The sequence below is a fragment of the uncultured Friedmanniella sp. genome (assembly GCF_964244005.1).
Lineage (GTDB): Bacteria > Actinomycetota > Actinomycetes > Propionibacteriales > Propionibacteriaceae > Microlunatus.
Genome location: NZ_CAXTHG010000022.1, coordinates 53408 through 67784, shown reverse-complemented (window position 1 = coordinate 67784; position 14377 = coordinate 53408). Strand labels below are relative to the sequence as shown.

13 protein-coding genes are annotated in these 14377 nt (G+C 72.6%); 9 read left to right on the top strand and 4 right to left on the bottom strand.

The window, feature by feature from the left end:
• Positions 1–57: 57 nt before the first annotated feature.
• The 4 genes from ACFE76_RS14435 to ACFE76_RS14420 are packed head-to-tail and all read left to right on the top strand — an operon-like array spanning position 58 to position 5585.
• The gene (locus ACFE76_RS14435) at positions 58–990 is read left to right on the top strand and encodes a glutamate ABC transporter substrate-binding protein (RefSeq protein WP_375432457.1); all 933 of its coding nucleotides are present in this window, start codon (positions 58–60) and stop codon (positions 988–990) included.
• A 47-nt stretch (positions 991–1037) separates the two neighbouring features.
• Positions 1038–2153: a hypothetical protein gene (locus ACFE76_RS14430; RefSeq protein ID WP_375432456.1), complete on the top strand. Its 1116-nt coding sequence runs from the start codon at positions 1038–1040 to the stop codon at positions 2151–2153.
• On the top strand, positions 2150–4420 hold the full coding sequence (locus ACFE76_RS14425) for a tetratricopeptide repeat protein (protein WP_375432455.1): 2271 nt from the start codon (positions 2150–2152) through the stop codon (positions 4418–4420). The genes ACFE76_RS14430 and ACFE76_RS14425 overlap by 4 nt, the downstream gene beginning before the upstream one ends.
• A 31-nt stretch (positions 4421–4451) precedes the next feature.
• Positions 4452–5585, top strand: a complete 1134-nt coding sequence (locus ACFE76_RS14420; protein ID WP_375432454.1) for a zinc ribbon domain-containing protein — start codon at positions 4452–4454, stop codon at positions 5583–5585.
• 12 nt (positions 5586–5597) lie between these two features.
• On the opposite strand, the gene ACFE76_RS14415 is transcribed toward ACFE76_RS14420, so the two are convergent.
• On the bottom strand, positions 5598–6647 hold the full coding sequence (locus ACFE76_RS14415) for a M48 family metallopeptidase (RefSeq protein ID WP_375432453.1): 1050 nt from the start codon (positions 6645–6647) through the stop codon (positions 5598–5600).
• A 112-nt stretch (positions 6648–6759) separates the two neighbouring features.
• Between ACFE76_RS14415 and ACFE76_RS14410 the strand changes: the two genes are divergently transcribed.
• The 3 genes from ACFE76_RS14410 to ACFE76_RS14400 all read left to right on the top strand — a co-directional run bounded on the left by ACFE76_RS14410 (position 6760) and on the right by ACFE76_RS14400 (position 9157).
• Positions 6760–8040 carry a VWA domain-containing protein gene (locus ACFE76_RS14410; protein ID WP_375432452.1) on the top strand — a complete coding sequence of 427 codons (1281 nt, stop codon included), beginning with the start codon at positions 6760–6762 and terminating at the stop codon, positions 8038–8040.
• Position 8041: 1 nt separating this feature from the next.
• Positions 8042–8818, top strand: a complete 777-nt coding sequence (locus ACFE76_RS14405) for an FHA domain-containing protein (protein WP_375432451.1) — start codon at positions 8042–8044, stop codon at positions 8816–8818.
• Between the two features lie 114 nt (positions 8819–8932).
• Positions 8933–9157, top strand: coding sequence for a DUF3107 domain-containing protein (locus ACFE76_RS14400; protein WP_375432450.1), 225 nt, complete (start codon positions 8933–8935; stop codon positions 9155–9157).
• Between the two features lie 77 nt (positions 9158–9234).
• Here the strand turns inward: ACFE76_RS14400 and ACFE76_RS14395 are convergent, their stop codons facing one another.
• On the bottom strand, positions 9235–9921 hold the full coding sequence (locus tag ACFE76_RS14395; RefSeq protein WP_375432449.1) for a ferritin-like fold-containing protein: 687 nt from the start codon (positions 9919–9921) through the stop codon (positions 9235–9237).
• Positions 9922–10215: 294 nt separating this feature from the next.
• On the opposite strand from ACFE76_RS14395, the gene ACFE76_RS14390 reads away from it, so the two are divergent.
• Positions 10216–11880: a DEAD/DEAH box helicase gene (locus tag ACFE76_RS14390; protein WP_375432448.1), complete on the top strand. Its 1665-nt coding sequence runs from the start codon at positions 10216–10218 to the stop codon at positions 11878–11880.
• Positions 11881–11889: 9 nt separating this feature from the next.
• On the opposite strand, the gene ACFE76_RS14385 is transcribed toward ACFE76_RS14390, so the two are convergent.
• A complete protein-coding gene (locus tag ACFE76_RS14385) occupies positions 11890–12411 on the bottom strand; it encodes a class F sortase (protein ID WP_375432447.1) in 522 nt (173 codons plus the stop codon).
• Positions 12412–12545: 134 nt separating this feature from the next.
• Complete coding sequence (locus ACFE76_RS14380; RefSeq protein ID WP_375432446.1) at positions 12546–13310, bottom strand: DUF4397 domain-containing protein; 765 nt, start codon at positions 13308–13310, stop codon at positions 12546–12548.
• Positions 13311–13494: 184 nt separating this feature from the next.
• Between ACFE76_RS14380 and ACFE76_RS14375 the strand changes: the two genes are divergently transcribed.
• On the top strand, positions 13495–14373 hold the full coding sequence (locus ACFE76_RS14375; protein WP_375432445.1) for an oxidoreductase: 879 nt from the start codon (positions 13495–13497) through the stop codon (positions 14371–14373).
• The last annotated feature ends 4 nt before the right edge of the window (positions 14374–14377 follow it).

Below are 14377 nucleotides of genomic sequence, written 5' to 3'. Positions count from 1 at the left end.
AACCCGGGAGCATTCGTCAGCGGTTCGCGCTCGAACGCCCTGCGGCTGGCAGTCGCGATGGCCGTGCTGGCGCTGCTGAGCGCGTGCTCGACCTTCGGCTACGACACCACCCCGCTGCCCGCGGCCAGCCCGACCCCGGCCGCACCCTCGACCTCGGCGGCTGCGCCGGCCACCTGCGACAACCCGACCGCCTCGTACGCCCCCGAGGGCAAGCTGCCCGACCCCGACGACCTGCCGTCGGGGTCGACGATGGCCAAGATCCGCAACCGCGGCCGGCTGGTCGCCGGGGTGTCCGCGGACACGTACCTGCTGGGGTCCCGCAACCCGATCGACGGTCGTATCGAGGGTTTCGACATCGACATGGTCCGCGCCGTGACCAAGGCGATCTTCGGCGACGAGACCAAGTACCAGCTACGGGTGATCACCGCCGCCGACCGGATACCGCTGCTGCAGTCCGGCGACGTCGACATCGTGGCCCGCGCCATGAGCATCACCTGCGACCGCTGGAAGCAGGTCGCGTTCTCCTCGGAGTACTACCGCGCCGGCCAGAAGATCCTGGTCCGCCGTGGCGACAAGGCGACCACCCTGGCCGACCTGGCGGGCCTCCGGGTCTGCGCCCCGACCGGTACCTCCAGCCTCGCCACCCTGCGGGCCAAGGCCCCGAAGGCGATCGCCGTGGAGTCCAGCAGCCACACCGGCTGCCTGGTCCTCTTCCAGCAGGGTCAGGTGGACGCCATCACCGGCGACGACACGGTGCTGGCCGGGCTCGCCGCCCAGGACCCGTACGCCGTCGTCCCCGACCAGAGGGCGTTCACCGCCGAGCCGTACGGGCTGGGCATCAACGCGCGTAACGTCGACCTGGTCCGCTTCGTCAACGCCCGGCTCGCCCAGCTGCGCAGCGACGGCGAGTGGACATCGATCTACAACCGCTGGCTGGCCGCCCCGCTCGGGCCGGCACCTGACCCGCCCCGTGCGGTGTACGGCCGGTGAGCGCAGCTGTGTCTGTCCAACGAGGGTTCCCACCCGAGTCCGCGAGCGTGACCGCACCAGCGGCTCCCGGCCGGCTCGGCGTCCCGCTCGAGCCGACGGCCACGAGCCGCTACCTGACCGACCTCGAGCACTGGGTCACGCTGCGCCGGACCGAGCTGGACACCCTGGACGCCGCCGCGCTCGGGGCGCCGGCGGCGACCGCGGCCTCGGCCACCGCCGACCTGACCCTGTCGATGGCGCTCTGGAAAGCCGTCTCCGACCGGTACGCCCTGCTGGTGGCCACCTGGGACGGTGGCCGGGTCGGACCGGTGGAACGCGAACGGCTCGCCACCCTGGTCTGGGGCCGGCTGGACACGCCCGCCGCCGCCGGCCAGACCGGGCTGGCCTTGTCGCTGCCCGAGGCCTGCCGGCTCTCGGACTCCCTGGTCGCCGCGCTGCGGGTCCGGCTCGGGCTCGACCTCTCCGGCGCCGAGGTGACCGCCCGACTACGAGCGCTGCGCGCCGGTCTGGAACGGATCCGCGACCAGGTGGGGACCGAGCCCGCCGGCGCCCGTCAGCAGCAGGCCGCCGCGACCTCGGCCCGACTGGCCCGCCGGCTGACCGAGCTGACCGACAAGGCCGGCCGCGGCGGTGACGTGGTGGGCCTGCTGGGCCCGCTCGAGATCGAGGCGGCCGTCTTCGAGCGCGACCTCATCGTCGGCGCCGCCCGCCGGCAGCAGGCCGCTCTGCAGCTCGCGACCGCCCGCCGGCTGCGGGCCGAGCTCGAGGTACGGGAGTCGGCCGTCCGCGACCTCGTCACCGCCTGCGTCGCCACCGTCGACCCCGCACCCCGGTACGCCGTCCCCGACGTCTCGGCCGTCGGCCCGGTGCCCAACACCCCGGCCGCGCTCGAGGCCTACCTGACCCGGCTCGGGCAGGTCGGTCGGGCCATGACCGTCGTGCACACCGCCTACGGCAACGCCCTCGCCGAGCACGCCGAGCTCGCTGGTCGGCTCGACGCACTGCGGGCCAAGGCCCGGAGCCGGGGCGTGGCCGACCAGCCCGACGTCGCTCGCGCGTACGACCTCGCCGCCGAGACGCTGGCCCGCCGGCCGTGCCCGATGGCCATTGCCCGCCAGCTCGTCGGCCTGTACGCGAGCTATCAGAAGGAGGCACGGCCGTGACCCGCTGCACCCAGCCCGGCTGCACCGGCACGATCGTCGACGGCTACTGCGACGTCTGCGGGATGCCGCCGACGACGTCGGCCGCACCACCGACCGCCACCCCCCTCGACGCCGGCGGGCCGGTCACCGCCGCCAGCGTCCCGGCCGGGGCCGCCGGCACGACCTCCACCCGGACCCGCGGCTCGAGCCGGCTCTCCTCCACCGCCCTCGGCTCCCAACGCGCGGCTGCCGGCGGCGGCACGCACGCGACCGCCCGCGTCCGCTCCGGGTCGGTCCGGATGCGCGCGGCCCGGCTCGGTGCGGGGCTCACCCGGGTGCCCCCGGCGCCGGTGGTCGACGCTGCGGCCGCGGTGCTGGCCAACCCGGTCGTGCCCGAGGACAAGCGGACCTGCGCAGTCTGCGGCAACCCGGTCGGCCGGGGCCGCCTTGGCCAGCCCGGACGGCCCGAGGGCTTCTGCGCCCGCTGCGGCAGCGCGTACTCCTTCACCCCCAAGCTCGTGCCCGGGGAGCTGGTCGCCCACCAGTACGAGGTGGCCGGCGCCCTGGCCCACGGCGGTCTGGGCTGGATCTACCTGGCCCGGGACAAGAACGTGTCCGACCGCTGGGTGGTGCTCAAGGGTCTGCTGAACACCGGCGACAAGGACGCGCTCGCGGTCGCCATCATCGAGCGCCAGTTCCTGGCGGCTGTCGAGCACCCACTGATCGTCGAGATCTACAACTTCGTCAGCCACGACTCCGGCGACGGCCAGCAGGCCGGTTACATCGTGATGGAGTACGTCGGCGGCCTCTCGTTGAAGCAGATCCTCAAGGCCCGGATGCGGGCGAACGGCGGTCGCTTCGACCCGCTGCCGGTGGACCAGGCGCTGGCGTACCTGCTGGAGATCCTGCCGGCCTTCTCCTACCTGCACGACCTCGGCCTGGTCTACTGCGACTTCAAGCCCGACAACCTGATCCAGGTCGGGGACGCGGTCAAGCTGATCGACCTCGGCGGCGTCCGGCGGCTCGACGACGACGAGTCCGCGATCTACGGCACCGTCGGTTACCAGGCACCCGAGGTGGCACGGCTCGGCACCAGCGTGGCGTCCGACATCTACACCATCGGCCGGACGCTACTGGTGTTGGTCACGGAGTTCCGCGGCTACCAGACCCGTTACGTGGCGAGCCTGCCGCCGGTCGAGGAGGCGCCGGTGCTGGGCGAGCACGACTCGCTCTACCGACTGGTCGCCAAGGCCTGCGCCGCCGACCCGGCCGACCGCTTCGCCTCGGTCGACGAGCTACGGGTGCAGCTGCTCGGGGTGCTCCGGGAGGTCGTCGCCGCGGCCACGCCGGGAACGGCGCTCACCTCGGCGGCGTCGGTGCTCTTCGAGGCGCCGGCGGTGACCAGCGATGCGCTCGAGTGGGACCAGCTGCCCCCACTCCGGGCCGACACCGGCGACGCGCAGCACGCCTGGCTCAGCAACCTCGCCGTCGACGACCCGGCGGAGCGGCTGCGGGTGCTGGAGACCGCACCGGGCTCCACCGCCGAGGTCTGGCTGGCCCGCGCCCGCGCCGCCTTGGAGCTGGGCGCTCCCGATCAGGTCGACCAAGCCGTGACCGCGATGCTGGCCGCCGACCCCTGGGAGTGGCGGGCCGTCTGGGTGAGCGGCCTCGCCGCCTTGGCGCGGCAGGACTTCGCCGCCGCCCAGGCCTCGTTCAACGCCGTCTACGGCCAGGTCCCCGGCGAGCTCGCGCCCAAGCTGGCGCTCGCGCTGGCCTGCGAGCGGGGCGGTGAGGACCAGGTGGCCGAGAACCTGTACGCCACCTGCGCCAGCACCGACGCCAACTACGTCGCGCCGGCCGCGTTCGGGCTGGCCCGGATCCGGCTGCAGCGCGACGACGTGACCGGGGCGGTCGCCGCGCTCGACCTGGTGCCTTCGACCAGCCGCGGCTTCACCGAGGCCCGACGGCTGCGGGCTCAGTCGCTCTACCGCTCGGCCGAGGCGCTGCCCGCCCTGTCGGCGGCGATGGCGAGCCTCAGCGGCGTCCGGCTGGAGACCCGCGAGCAGGGCGAGCTGACGTCGCAGATCCTTTCCCGGGCCCTCGCCCTGGTGGAGCGGGACGGCCCGCGCGAGGACGTCACGATCGGCAGCTACGCCGCTCAGCCCGCCGCGCTGCGCGACGGGCTGGAGGCGACGTACCGCCAGCTCGCCACCGTCGAGACCGACGAGCAGCGGCGGTGGGCGTTGGTCGACCAGGCCAACGCCGTGCGAAGGTGGACCCTCCGATGACGAACCCCCTGGCCCTGACGGTGTCGCCGCGATGACCGAACCAGCGGCCGCGCCCCCGCCGGCGGCACTCAGCTGCCCGTCCTGCGGGGCCGCGGTCACCGACGCGGAACGGTTCTGCGAGGCGTGCGGCGCCCCGCTCTCCCCCACCGTCGACGTCGCGGAACCGATCGCTGCCGGAGCCGAGAGCCCGGTCGAGCTGAGCGAACCCGTCAAGCCGTACAGGCCCCTAGCCGCAGCCGCGCCGGTCGTCGCGGCCACCCCGGGAGCGGCGCCCTGCGCCAGCTGCGGCGGCGTGGTCGGCGAGGACGACTACTGCACCACCTGCGGCACCAAAGCGGTCAGCCCCCGCGACCACTACGTGGAGCAGCCCGCGGCCTGGGTGGCGGCGTGCTGTGACCGCGGCATCCGGCACCACCGCAACGAGGACGCCACCGCGGTCGCGGCCGACGAGCAGCCGGGTTCGCGGGCGGTGCTGGTGGTCTGCGACGGCGTCTCGACCTCGACCGACTCCGACGTGGCCGCCCTCGCCGGCGCCCGTAGCGCCCGCGACGTCCTCGCCGGCTCACAACCGTCGGGTCTCGGCGTGGCCGCCAGCCGGGCCGCGGCCCTGGCCCAGGCGTTCGGCGTGGCGACCGCCCAGGCGAACGCGGCGGTGATCGCCAACACCGCACCCGAGAGCGACAACGCTGCCTCCTGCACCTTGGCCGCGGCCGTGGTCGAGGGCGACCTGGTGGTCTACGGGAACGTCGGCGACAGCCGCGTCTACTGGCTGCCCGACCTCGGCGCCGGCGACGCGTTGGAGCTGAGCCTGGACGACTCGGTCGCCCAGGTCCGGATCGCGATGGGCGTCCCGCGCGAGGAGGCCGAGAACGGCCCACAGGCGCACGCGATCACCAAGTGGCTCGGCCGCGACAGCCCCGACATCAGTCCTCGGACCGGCTCGGCCGAGCTGCACGTCCCCGGCTGGGTGCTGGTCTGTTCCGACGGCCTGTGGAACTACTGCTCACCGGCCGCCGACCTGCAGGCGCTGGTGGCCTCGACCAGCGCCGCCATCAGCAGCGGAGGGGAGACCGACCCGCTGCCGCTCGCCGTCGCCCTCGTCGCCTGGGCCAACGCCCAGGGCGGCCGCGACAACATCTCCGTCGCCCTCGCCCGCCACGCGTAGCTCAAGCTAGCCTTAGTTTTCCGGGGGCTTGCCCGGGCCCTGCCACCAGTCGCGCAGCCGGCCGGCGGCGGCGCCCCCGGCCGTACCGAGCACGCCGCCCAGCTTGCCGACCAGGCTGACCAGCGGGTCGGCCGAGGTGCTGAAGGCCTTCTGGTACGACGCGGCGGCGGCACGGACGTCGTCGCTGATCGGCGCATCCTTGTCCTCGCTGCGCCGCAGGTAGTCCCCGGCGAGGATGGCGCGGTACTCCCGCCCGGCCGCCCACTGCTGCAGCTCGGCGGCCCGGAGCGCGGCCATCGGATGGGTCTGGCCCGAGATCTGCAGCAGCTTGAGCACCGAGTCCCGGACGTCGCCGCTGGCCTGGTATTCCTTCGCCTGGTCGAGGAAGCCGGCCACGTCCATGTCGTCGGGGTTGAGCGCACCGGCCATCGCCGCGTGCACCCGCAGCGCGACGTCGGCGTCCTGGGTGCAGAGCAGGCCGGCCCGGTCGGCCGACAGCTCGGCCTTGCGGTACCACTCGTGCAGCGCCAGCACGATCGCGCGCAGCCCCCAGGCGCCGAGCGGTAGCCACGAGATCGAGGCCGAGATGGCGACCAGCTGGGTCAGCACGGTGCGGTAGAGGGCGTGACCCGACAGCACGTGCCCCACCTCGTGCCCGATCACGAAGCGCAGCCCCGCCGAGTCGACGAGCTGCAGCATGCCGGTCGTGGTCACGATCAGCGGCTTGTCGGTGCCCACCGCCATCGCCGAGGGAACCGGGTCCTGCGCCACGTACAGCTCGGGCACCGGGTACAGGTCGAGGGTGGTCGCGCACTCAGCGACCATGGTGTGCAGCTCCGGGTACTGCCGAGCCGACACCCGGACGGCCGTCGCGAGGTAGAGCAGCCGGACGCTCCGCTCGCCGATCGCCCCGAGCACCGCCTTCAGCACGGCGTCGAAGCCCGGGATCGCCCGCAGCGCGACCAGGGCACCACGGTCGGCCGGATGCTCGTACGCGCGTGGGCTGATGTCGGGGAAGCGGATCCGACCCGGACGCAGCTCACGGCTGGAGGCGTAGCTCACAGGAGCGATCGTAGGGCCAGGCCCCGGCCGGCGAGACGACCGCAGGGCATACTGAACCGACCAGTACGCCCGACCAAACCGCAGCTGACAACGACGTGGAGGTCCGCACCCGATGGCCGAGTTCAGCGCCAGCGTCTACCAGAACGAGTTCCTGCCCGACGGCGGCACCGACGTCAACGCCATCGTCACCATGAGCTGCTCCGGTGCGGGCGCCGCCGGCCAGGCGGGCTCGGGCGACGCCGGCGAGATCATCATCGTCGACACCTCCGGCTCGATGGGGCGGACCAAGCTGGAGGCGGCCAAGCTCGCCGCTTCGGCCGCGGTCGACCAGATCCTGGACGGCACCGTGTTCGCGGTGATCGCCGGTACGCACCAGGCCTACCTCGCCTTTCCGCCGGTCCGGACCGGAGCCGGCATGGTGCGGATGGATGCGAACGCCCGCTACGCCGCGCACCAGGCGATCGCCCAGTTCCGGGCCGACGGCGGTACGGCGATGGGCACCTGGCTCACCTTGGCCGGTCGGCTGTTCGACTCGGTCCCCGCGCTCGCGCAGCGGCACGCGATCCTGCTGACCGACGGCGAGAACCACAACGAGACGCCCACCCAGCTCACCGCCGCCATTGCCGGGGTGACCGGTCGCTTCCAGTGCGACTGCCGGGGAGTCGGCGTGGACTGGCAGGTCGAGGAGGTACGCCGGATCGCCCAGGCGCTGCTCGGCACGGTCGACATCATCCCGGACCCGAGCCAGATGCGGACGGTCTTCGCCGAGCTGATGCAGCAGTCGATGGGCCGCGGTGTGGCCGAGGCCCAGCTGCGGGTCTGGGCGCCCCAGGGCGCGGAGGTGCTGTTCGTCCGGCAGGTCTCCCCCACCGTGGAGGACCTGACCGCACGCCGGACGCCGGTCAACCCGCTCACCGGTGCGTACCCGACCGGCTCCTGGGGTGATGAGTCGCGGGACTACCACGTCGCCGTCCGGTTGTCGGCGAAGGCGATCGGCCAGGAGCAGCTGGGCGCCCGCGTGCAGCTGGCGGTCGGCGACGAGGTCGTGGCCTCCGGTCTGGTCAAGGCGCGCTGGTCCGACGACGACGCCCTGACCACCCGGATCAACCCGGCTGTGGCGCACTACACCGGCCAGACCGAGCTCGCCGACGCCATCCAGCAGGGGCTCGCCGCCAAGGCCGCCGGTGACGCCGAGACCGCGACCACCCGGCTCGGCCGGGCCGTCCAGCTGGCCGCGGCCACCGGCAACGAGGAGGCGACGAGCCGGCTGCGCAAGGTCGTCGACATCGAGGATCCCGACACCGGGACCGTACGGCTGAAGCGTGCCGTCGAGCGCGCCGACGAGATGGCGCTGGACACCGCCTCCACCAAGACCACCCGGGTCAGGGGCTGAGATGGCGACCTGTCCGGCCGGCCACCCGTCGGCCGCCACCGACTACTGCGACGTCTGCGGCGTCCCGATGGATCCCGCAGCGCCCACCGTGACCGCGCCGCCGGCGTCGGCAAGCGGCGCTCCGGCCACCCAGAGCTGCCCGAGCTGTGACACCCCGAACGCGCTCGACGCGCTCTTCTGCGAGGCGTGCGGCTACGACTTCACCACCGGCAGCATGCCCCGGCCGCTCGACCCACCCGAGGCGCTCGTCCCGCCGCCCGCAGCGACGGTCGCCGCTCCCGCGACCGCTCCCGCGGCGAGGACTCCTCCCGCCGCCGCGCCGGCGTCGCCTCCGGACGCGACGCCGCCCACGTCCGAGCCCGACTTTTCCTGGGTGGTCGAGATCTGGATCGACCCGGCCTGGTACGCCGCGCAGGAGAGCCCGGACAAGCTGCCCTCAGCCGGCCTGCCGGTGGTCAGGCCGTTACGGGGCCGGTCGCTGCTGGTGGGCCGGACCTCGGCCAGCCGCAACATCCATCCCGACGTCGAGTGCGAGAGCGACACCGGGGTGAGCCGCCGGCAGTGCCAGCTGACCACCGACGGCTCGCGCTGGTGGGTCGAGGACCTCGACTCCGCCAACGGCACCTTCGTCGGCCACGCGAACGGCACGCTGCCCAAGGATCCCGTCCCGGTCGGCACCAAGCACGAGCTGGGACCGGACGACCGGATCTACGTCGGCGCCTGGACCCGGCTGGTCATCCGGGCGGCCACCGACGACGAGCGCAGCACCCTCGGCTGAGCCGGTCGCCCGCACGCTGTGGGCGAACAGGTTCTGCTTCGGGCGCGCCCGTGTGGCACGGTGGGATCCGAGCTCGACGGCCCGGACGGGACGTGAGCGACACGAGGAGGATCTGTGGAGATCAAGGTCGGCATCCAGCACGTCAACCGCGAGGTCGTGGCGGAGACCACCGAGACGGCCGCCGCCATCGAGAAGGCGTTCGCCGAGGCCGTCGAGAGCGACGGGGTCTTCACCGTCACCGACGAGCGCGGCCGGCGCGTCCTCATCCCCTCCTCGAAGATCGCCTACGTCGACCTCGGCGAGGAGCACGCCCGCAAGGTGGGCTTCGGCTCCCTCTGACCCGCCCCCGATACCCGAGTTGTCAGAACTCAGTTGTCCCAGAGGGCAACTGAGTTCTGACAGCTCGGGTTTCGGGCTCAGGCCTGAAGGCCCAGGGCAGCCATCCGTCGGGTGTGGTTGTCGATCAGCCGAGAGAACATCCGGCTCACCGCGGCGAGGTCCAGCCCGGGCCGGTCGACCGTACCGGTGAGCAGACTGGTGAGCGCCTCCCGGTCGGCCGCCACTCGCTGGGCTTGGCTCAGCGCCTCACCGACCAGCCGCCGGCCCCACAGCGCCAGCCGCCCCGCCAGTCGGGGGTCGGTGAGGATCGCGGCCCGCACCCGGTCGACCACGAAGTCGGCGTGACCTTCGTCGGCCAGCACCTCGTGCACCAGCGCCCGGGTCTCCGCGTCGACGAAGGCGGCCACCTCACGGTAGAAGTCGGCGCCGATGCCGTCCCCGACGTAGGCCTTGACCAGCCCTTCGGGCCAGTCCTTGGGCCGGGTGTAGTCGTGGAAGGTGTTGAACGGCTCGTGGAAGGGCGTCATCGCCGCCATCACGTCGACGTCGAACTCAGCCAGCCGGGCCTTGACCCGCTCGAAGTGGCTCACCTGATGAGCGGCCATCGACGCCATGTGGACCTTGTCGGCCAGCGTCGGCGCCAGCCGGGCGTCCTCGGCCAGCCGGTCGAACGCGGCCAAGGCACCGTACGCCAGGATCCCGAGCAGGTCCAGGGCTCCCCGCCGGTACGCCGCGTCGGGGTCCGGCTGCTCGGAAGGCTCCACCGCAGCAGCGTAGTGGGCCTTCGCTCGCAGGCCGCAGCGACGCGTGCGCGTCGTTCGGCGCCCGTCGTTCGGCGCGCGTTGTTCGGCGCTGGGGGCCCGAGCGGCTAGCATAGGCCCCGTACGCATCAGGTGATGCGTCCCTGGTTCTCGCCTGACGTGCGTCGGTGAGCGCCGCAGAGGTGGTCGGGTCCCGGGACCCCGGACCGCACGCGACACCGCTCCCCCCTTGAGGGCTGCGGACCAGGTGTGATCTGAAGACTTGACTTAGCGAAGGCGACCATCCTGACCAGCGACATGTCCGAGCACCTCGACCCGAGCGAGCTCGACACCCAGAACCCTCTGACCGACCCCACCCTCGACGACGTAGCGCCGGAGTCGACGCTCGACGAGCCGCTGCTGCCCAGTGACGCGGACGAGCCGACGGAGCCGCCGATCCCGCAGACGTTCAGCGACCTCGGGGTGCTCGGCACGATCGTCGACGCGCTCGACGCGGTCGGCATCACCAACCCGTTCCCGATCCAGGCGATGGCCATCCCGATCGCCCTGACCGGCACCGACATGATCGGCCAGGCGCGGACGGGCACGGGCAAGACCCTCGCCTTCGGTATCCCGATGCTGCAGCGGATCGTCGTGCAGGACGAGCGCGACTTCGCCGCCCTGGCCAAGCCGGGCGCCCCGCAGGGCCTGATCGTGGCGCCGACGCGTGAGCTCGCCAGCCAGGTCAGCAAGGACATGTCCGTCGCGGCCGCCCAGCGCAAGGCCCGTGTGGTCACCCTGTACGGCGGCATGGGCTACGAGCCCCAGCTCGACGCGCTCAAGGCCGGCGTCGAGGTGGTCGTCGGTACGCCCGGCCGGCTGCTCGACCTCGCCGACCGCGGTGCGCTCGACCTGAGCCACATCAAGGTGCTGGTGCTCGACGAGGCGGATGAGATGCTCGACCTGGGCTTCCTGCCCGACGTCGAGCGGATCCTCGCCAAGACCCCCGAGCTGCGGCAGACGATGCTGTTCTCGGCCACCATGCCCTCGGCCATCGTCACCCTGGCTCGCCGCCACTTGCGGCACCCGGTCAACATCCGGGCCGAGTCCGCCGAGGACTCCACCACCGTGCCGGCCACGGCCCAGTTCGTCTACCAGGCGCACGACCTGGACAAGCCCGAGGTCGTGGCTCGCATCCTGCAGGCCGAGAACCGCAACCGCGTGATGATCTTCTGCCGTACCAAGCGTTCGGCGCAGCGGGTGTCCGACGACCTGGCCGAGCGCGGCTTCTCGGCCACCTCGATCCACGGCGACCTGTCCCAGGTGCTGCGCGAGAAGGCGCTGAAGCGCTTCCGCGGCGGTGAGGCCGACGTGCTCGTGGCTACCGATGTCGCCGCACGCGGCATCGACGTGACGGACGTCACGCACGTGATCAACTACGAGTGCCCCGAGGACGACAAGACCTACGTCCACCGGATCGGCCGGACCGGCCGCGCCGGGGCGTCCGGGATCGCGATCACCTTCGTGGACTGGGCCGACCGGACCCGGTGGAAGGTGATCAACAACACCCTCGGGCTGCCGTTCGAGGAGCCGGAGGAGACCTACTCCACCTCCGAGCACCTGTTCCACGACCTCGGCATCGACCGCAGCGCCAAGGGCCGGATCAACGAAGCCCCCGTCGTCGAGCGCAGCCGCAGCGGTGGCAGCAGCAACAGCACCCCGAAGGCGGACGGCCCGAGCTGGGAGGAGCGCCGCGCCCAGCGGGCGTCTCAGCCCCGTAACCGGCGACGGACCCGCGGGACCGGTACCACCTCGACCGACGGCAGTCCGGCCGCCGAGGTGGCCAGTGTCGCGACGGTGCACGAGCAGCCGGTGGCCGGTGCCGCCGACGAGTCCGGAGACGCACCCCGTCGGCGTCGCCGTCGTCGTCGTTCCGGCGGCCAGGGTTCGGCCGACGCCGTGAGCGCGGACGCGTCCCGCTAACGAGCTCGCTCAGCGAGCCGGGCCGAGCGGTACGGCGGTGACCACCACGTTGCTGTCGTACCCGCCGCGGTCGGCCCGGTAGGCGCCGCCGCAGGTGATCAGCACCAGTCGGTGGTCGCCGAGCTGGTCGAAGGCCGAGCTGGACGTGGCGAGCGCCTGCTTCTTGACCGTCCGGACCGACGTCACGCGATAGCGCGCCGCGTGCGCGCCGTGCCGGACGGTCACCGTCTGGCCCTTCGTGACCTGTCGTAGCCGGGCGAAGAAGCCCAGGCCTTCGGTGGCGGAGTCGACGTGTCCGGCGATCACGGTGTTCCCGAACGGGTCACCGGCCTCGGCGCTGCCGTCCCACCACCCGACTTGTTGGACGTCCTCGGGGACGACCAGCTCGCCCTCGACCGTGGCCGCCGGTGCGACGACCGCGTGCGCGCCGCCCGCCAGCACGACCGAGGTCGGGACGAAGCGGACCCGCGTGCTCGGTGCCGCCTTGCCCACCCGGGCGGTGGGAACCGGCTCGACCGACGCTGCGGACACGCCGGACCCGGCGGTCGCCTTTTCGGACGGACCCGCCGAGCCCGGGTCGACCGGGTCCGCGCTCGCACAACCGGCAACCGCCAGGACGAGGGCGGCGACGATGGTGCTGACCGCCCGGTGTCTGCGGACCCCGGTCAACGCCAGAACGACGCGAGCGACCTGACGCCGGCAGCCTGACCGCCCGTCCCGGTGTCCACCCGGTCCGGCCGAGACGACCCGCTGTTGCCGGTCGGGATGACGTGGACGGCAACGTTCATGGTGTTGTCCTCAGGGTCGCCGAGGGCGTACACCCGGTTGAGGGCGCCGCCCTTCACCGTGAGGTCGACCGGGCCGAGCAGCACGGGCGAGGACTTCCCGGCGGGTGAGATGGCGACCTTGTAGGTCTGGACCGGGACGACGAGGTTCAGCGACTCGCCGTTGGCCACGTTCTTGAACAAGACTTTGCCGTCGACGCGGATGTCGGCGGGCGGCACCTGGGCGGTGTGCGCCACGACGAGCTCGGCCTTGCCCGAGGGCACTGCCGTCAGGTCGTTGCGGAAGACGGTGACGGCCGGCTTGGTCTTGGACTCAGCCGGCAGGTGCACGACAACGTCCCAGCTGGACTTGGGCTTGACCGAGAACATCCGCTCGAGCAGCACCTTGCCGTTGTCGCTGAACGTCACCTTGCGCTGGCCGGACTTGATCGGGAACGGTCCGACGACCTTCGCGGTCTTGATCCCGCGCGCCACGACGTGCCCGTCGAACGCCACGTCGACCGTCTTGCCCGGCAGTCCCTGCACCACGTACACCTTGGCGCTGTCGGCTGCGTAGCTCGGACCAGTCGTCAACACGGTCGAGGCGATGGTCGCCACCGCCACCAGCGCGAGCACTCCCCAGCGTCGAATGATCTTCGTCGTCACGCCAACCCCCGATGGTGTGGCCCCCGAGGGGCTTCTCCGTGCCCTCGTCGAACGAGGGACGGAGGAAGAGTACCGCGCCGTGGGGACGCCCGGGCGGGAACGGCGCAGCTCGTCCGGCTGCGTCAAGGAGGTGGTGTTGAACGGCGGCCGTTGAACAGCACCGTCCTGGCGCTACGGTCGAGCCATGCCCGATACCGCTCCTGACGTCCCCGACACCTACCTTCTGGGCGCCCTGCCCGTCCACCGCACCGGCTTCGGCGCGATGCAGCTGCCCGGCCGCGGCGTGATGGGCCCGCCGCGCGACCACGATGCCGCCGTCGCCGTCCTCCGCCGAGCCGTCGAGCTCGGCGTGGACCACATCGACACCGCCCAGTTCTACGGCCCGGACGTGGCCAACGAGCTCATCCGCGAGGCGCTGCACCCGTACGCCGACGGTCTGGCCCTGGTCTCCAAGGTCGGCGCCCGCCGGGACGCGAAGGGCGGCTGGCCGCCCGCGCAGAAGCCGGCCGAGCTGCGCGAGGACGTGCACCAGAACCTCCGCACGCTCGGGGTCGAGCAGCTCGCCGCGGTCAACCTGCGGATCACCGACCCGCTGCCCAACTACACCCCGCCGCCGCTGGACGACCAGCTGGCCGAGATGCTCGCGCTGCAGGACGAGGGCCTGATCGCCGGCATCGGGCTGTCGAACGTCACTCTGGAGCAGCTCGACCACGCGCTCAGCCAGCTGGACATCGTCTGCGTGCAGAACCCGTACAGCATCCTGGACCGCACCCACGAGGACGTGCTGCAGCGGTGTCTGGCCGAGGAGATCGCCTTCGTTCCGTTCTTCCCGCTCGGCTCGGCCTTCCCCGGGATGCCGAAGGTGACCGAGCAGCCGCAGGTGCAGGAGGTCGCCCGGCGCCACGACGCCACCCCGGCTCAGGTCGGGCTGGCCTGGCTGCTGCAGCACGCGCCGAACGTGCTGTTGATCCCTGGCACCTCCTCGGTTGCCCACCTGGAGGAGAACATGGGCGCCGGCCAGCTGACCCTCACCGCGGAAGACGTCGCGACCCTGGAAGCCTGACCTC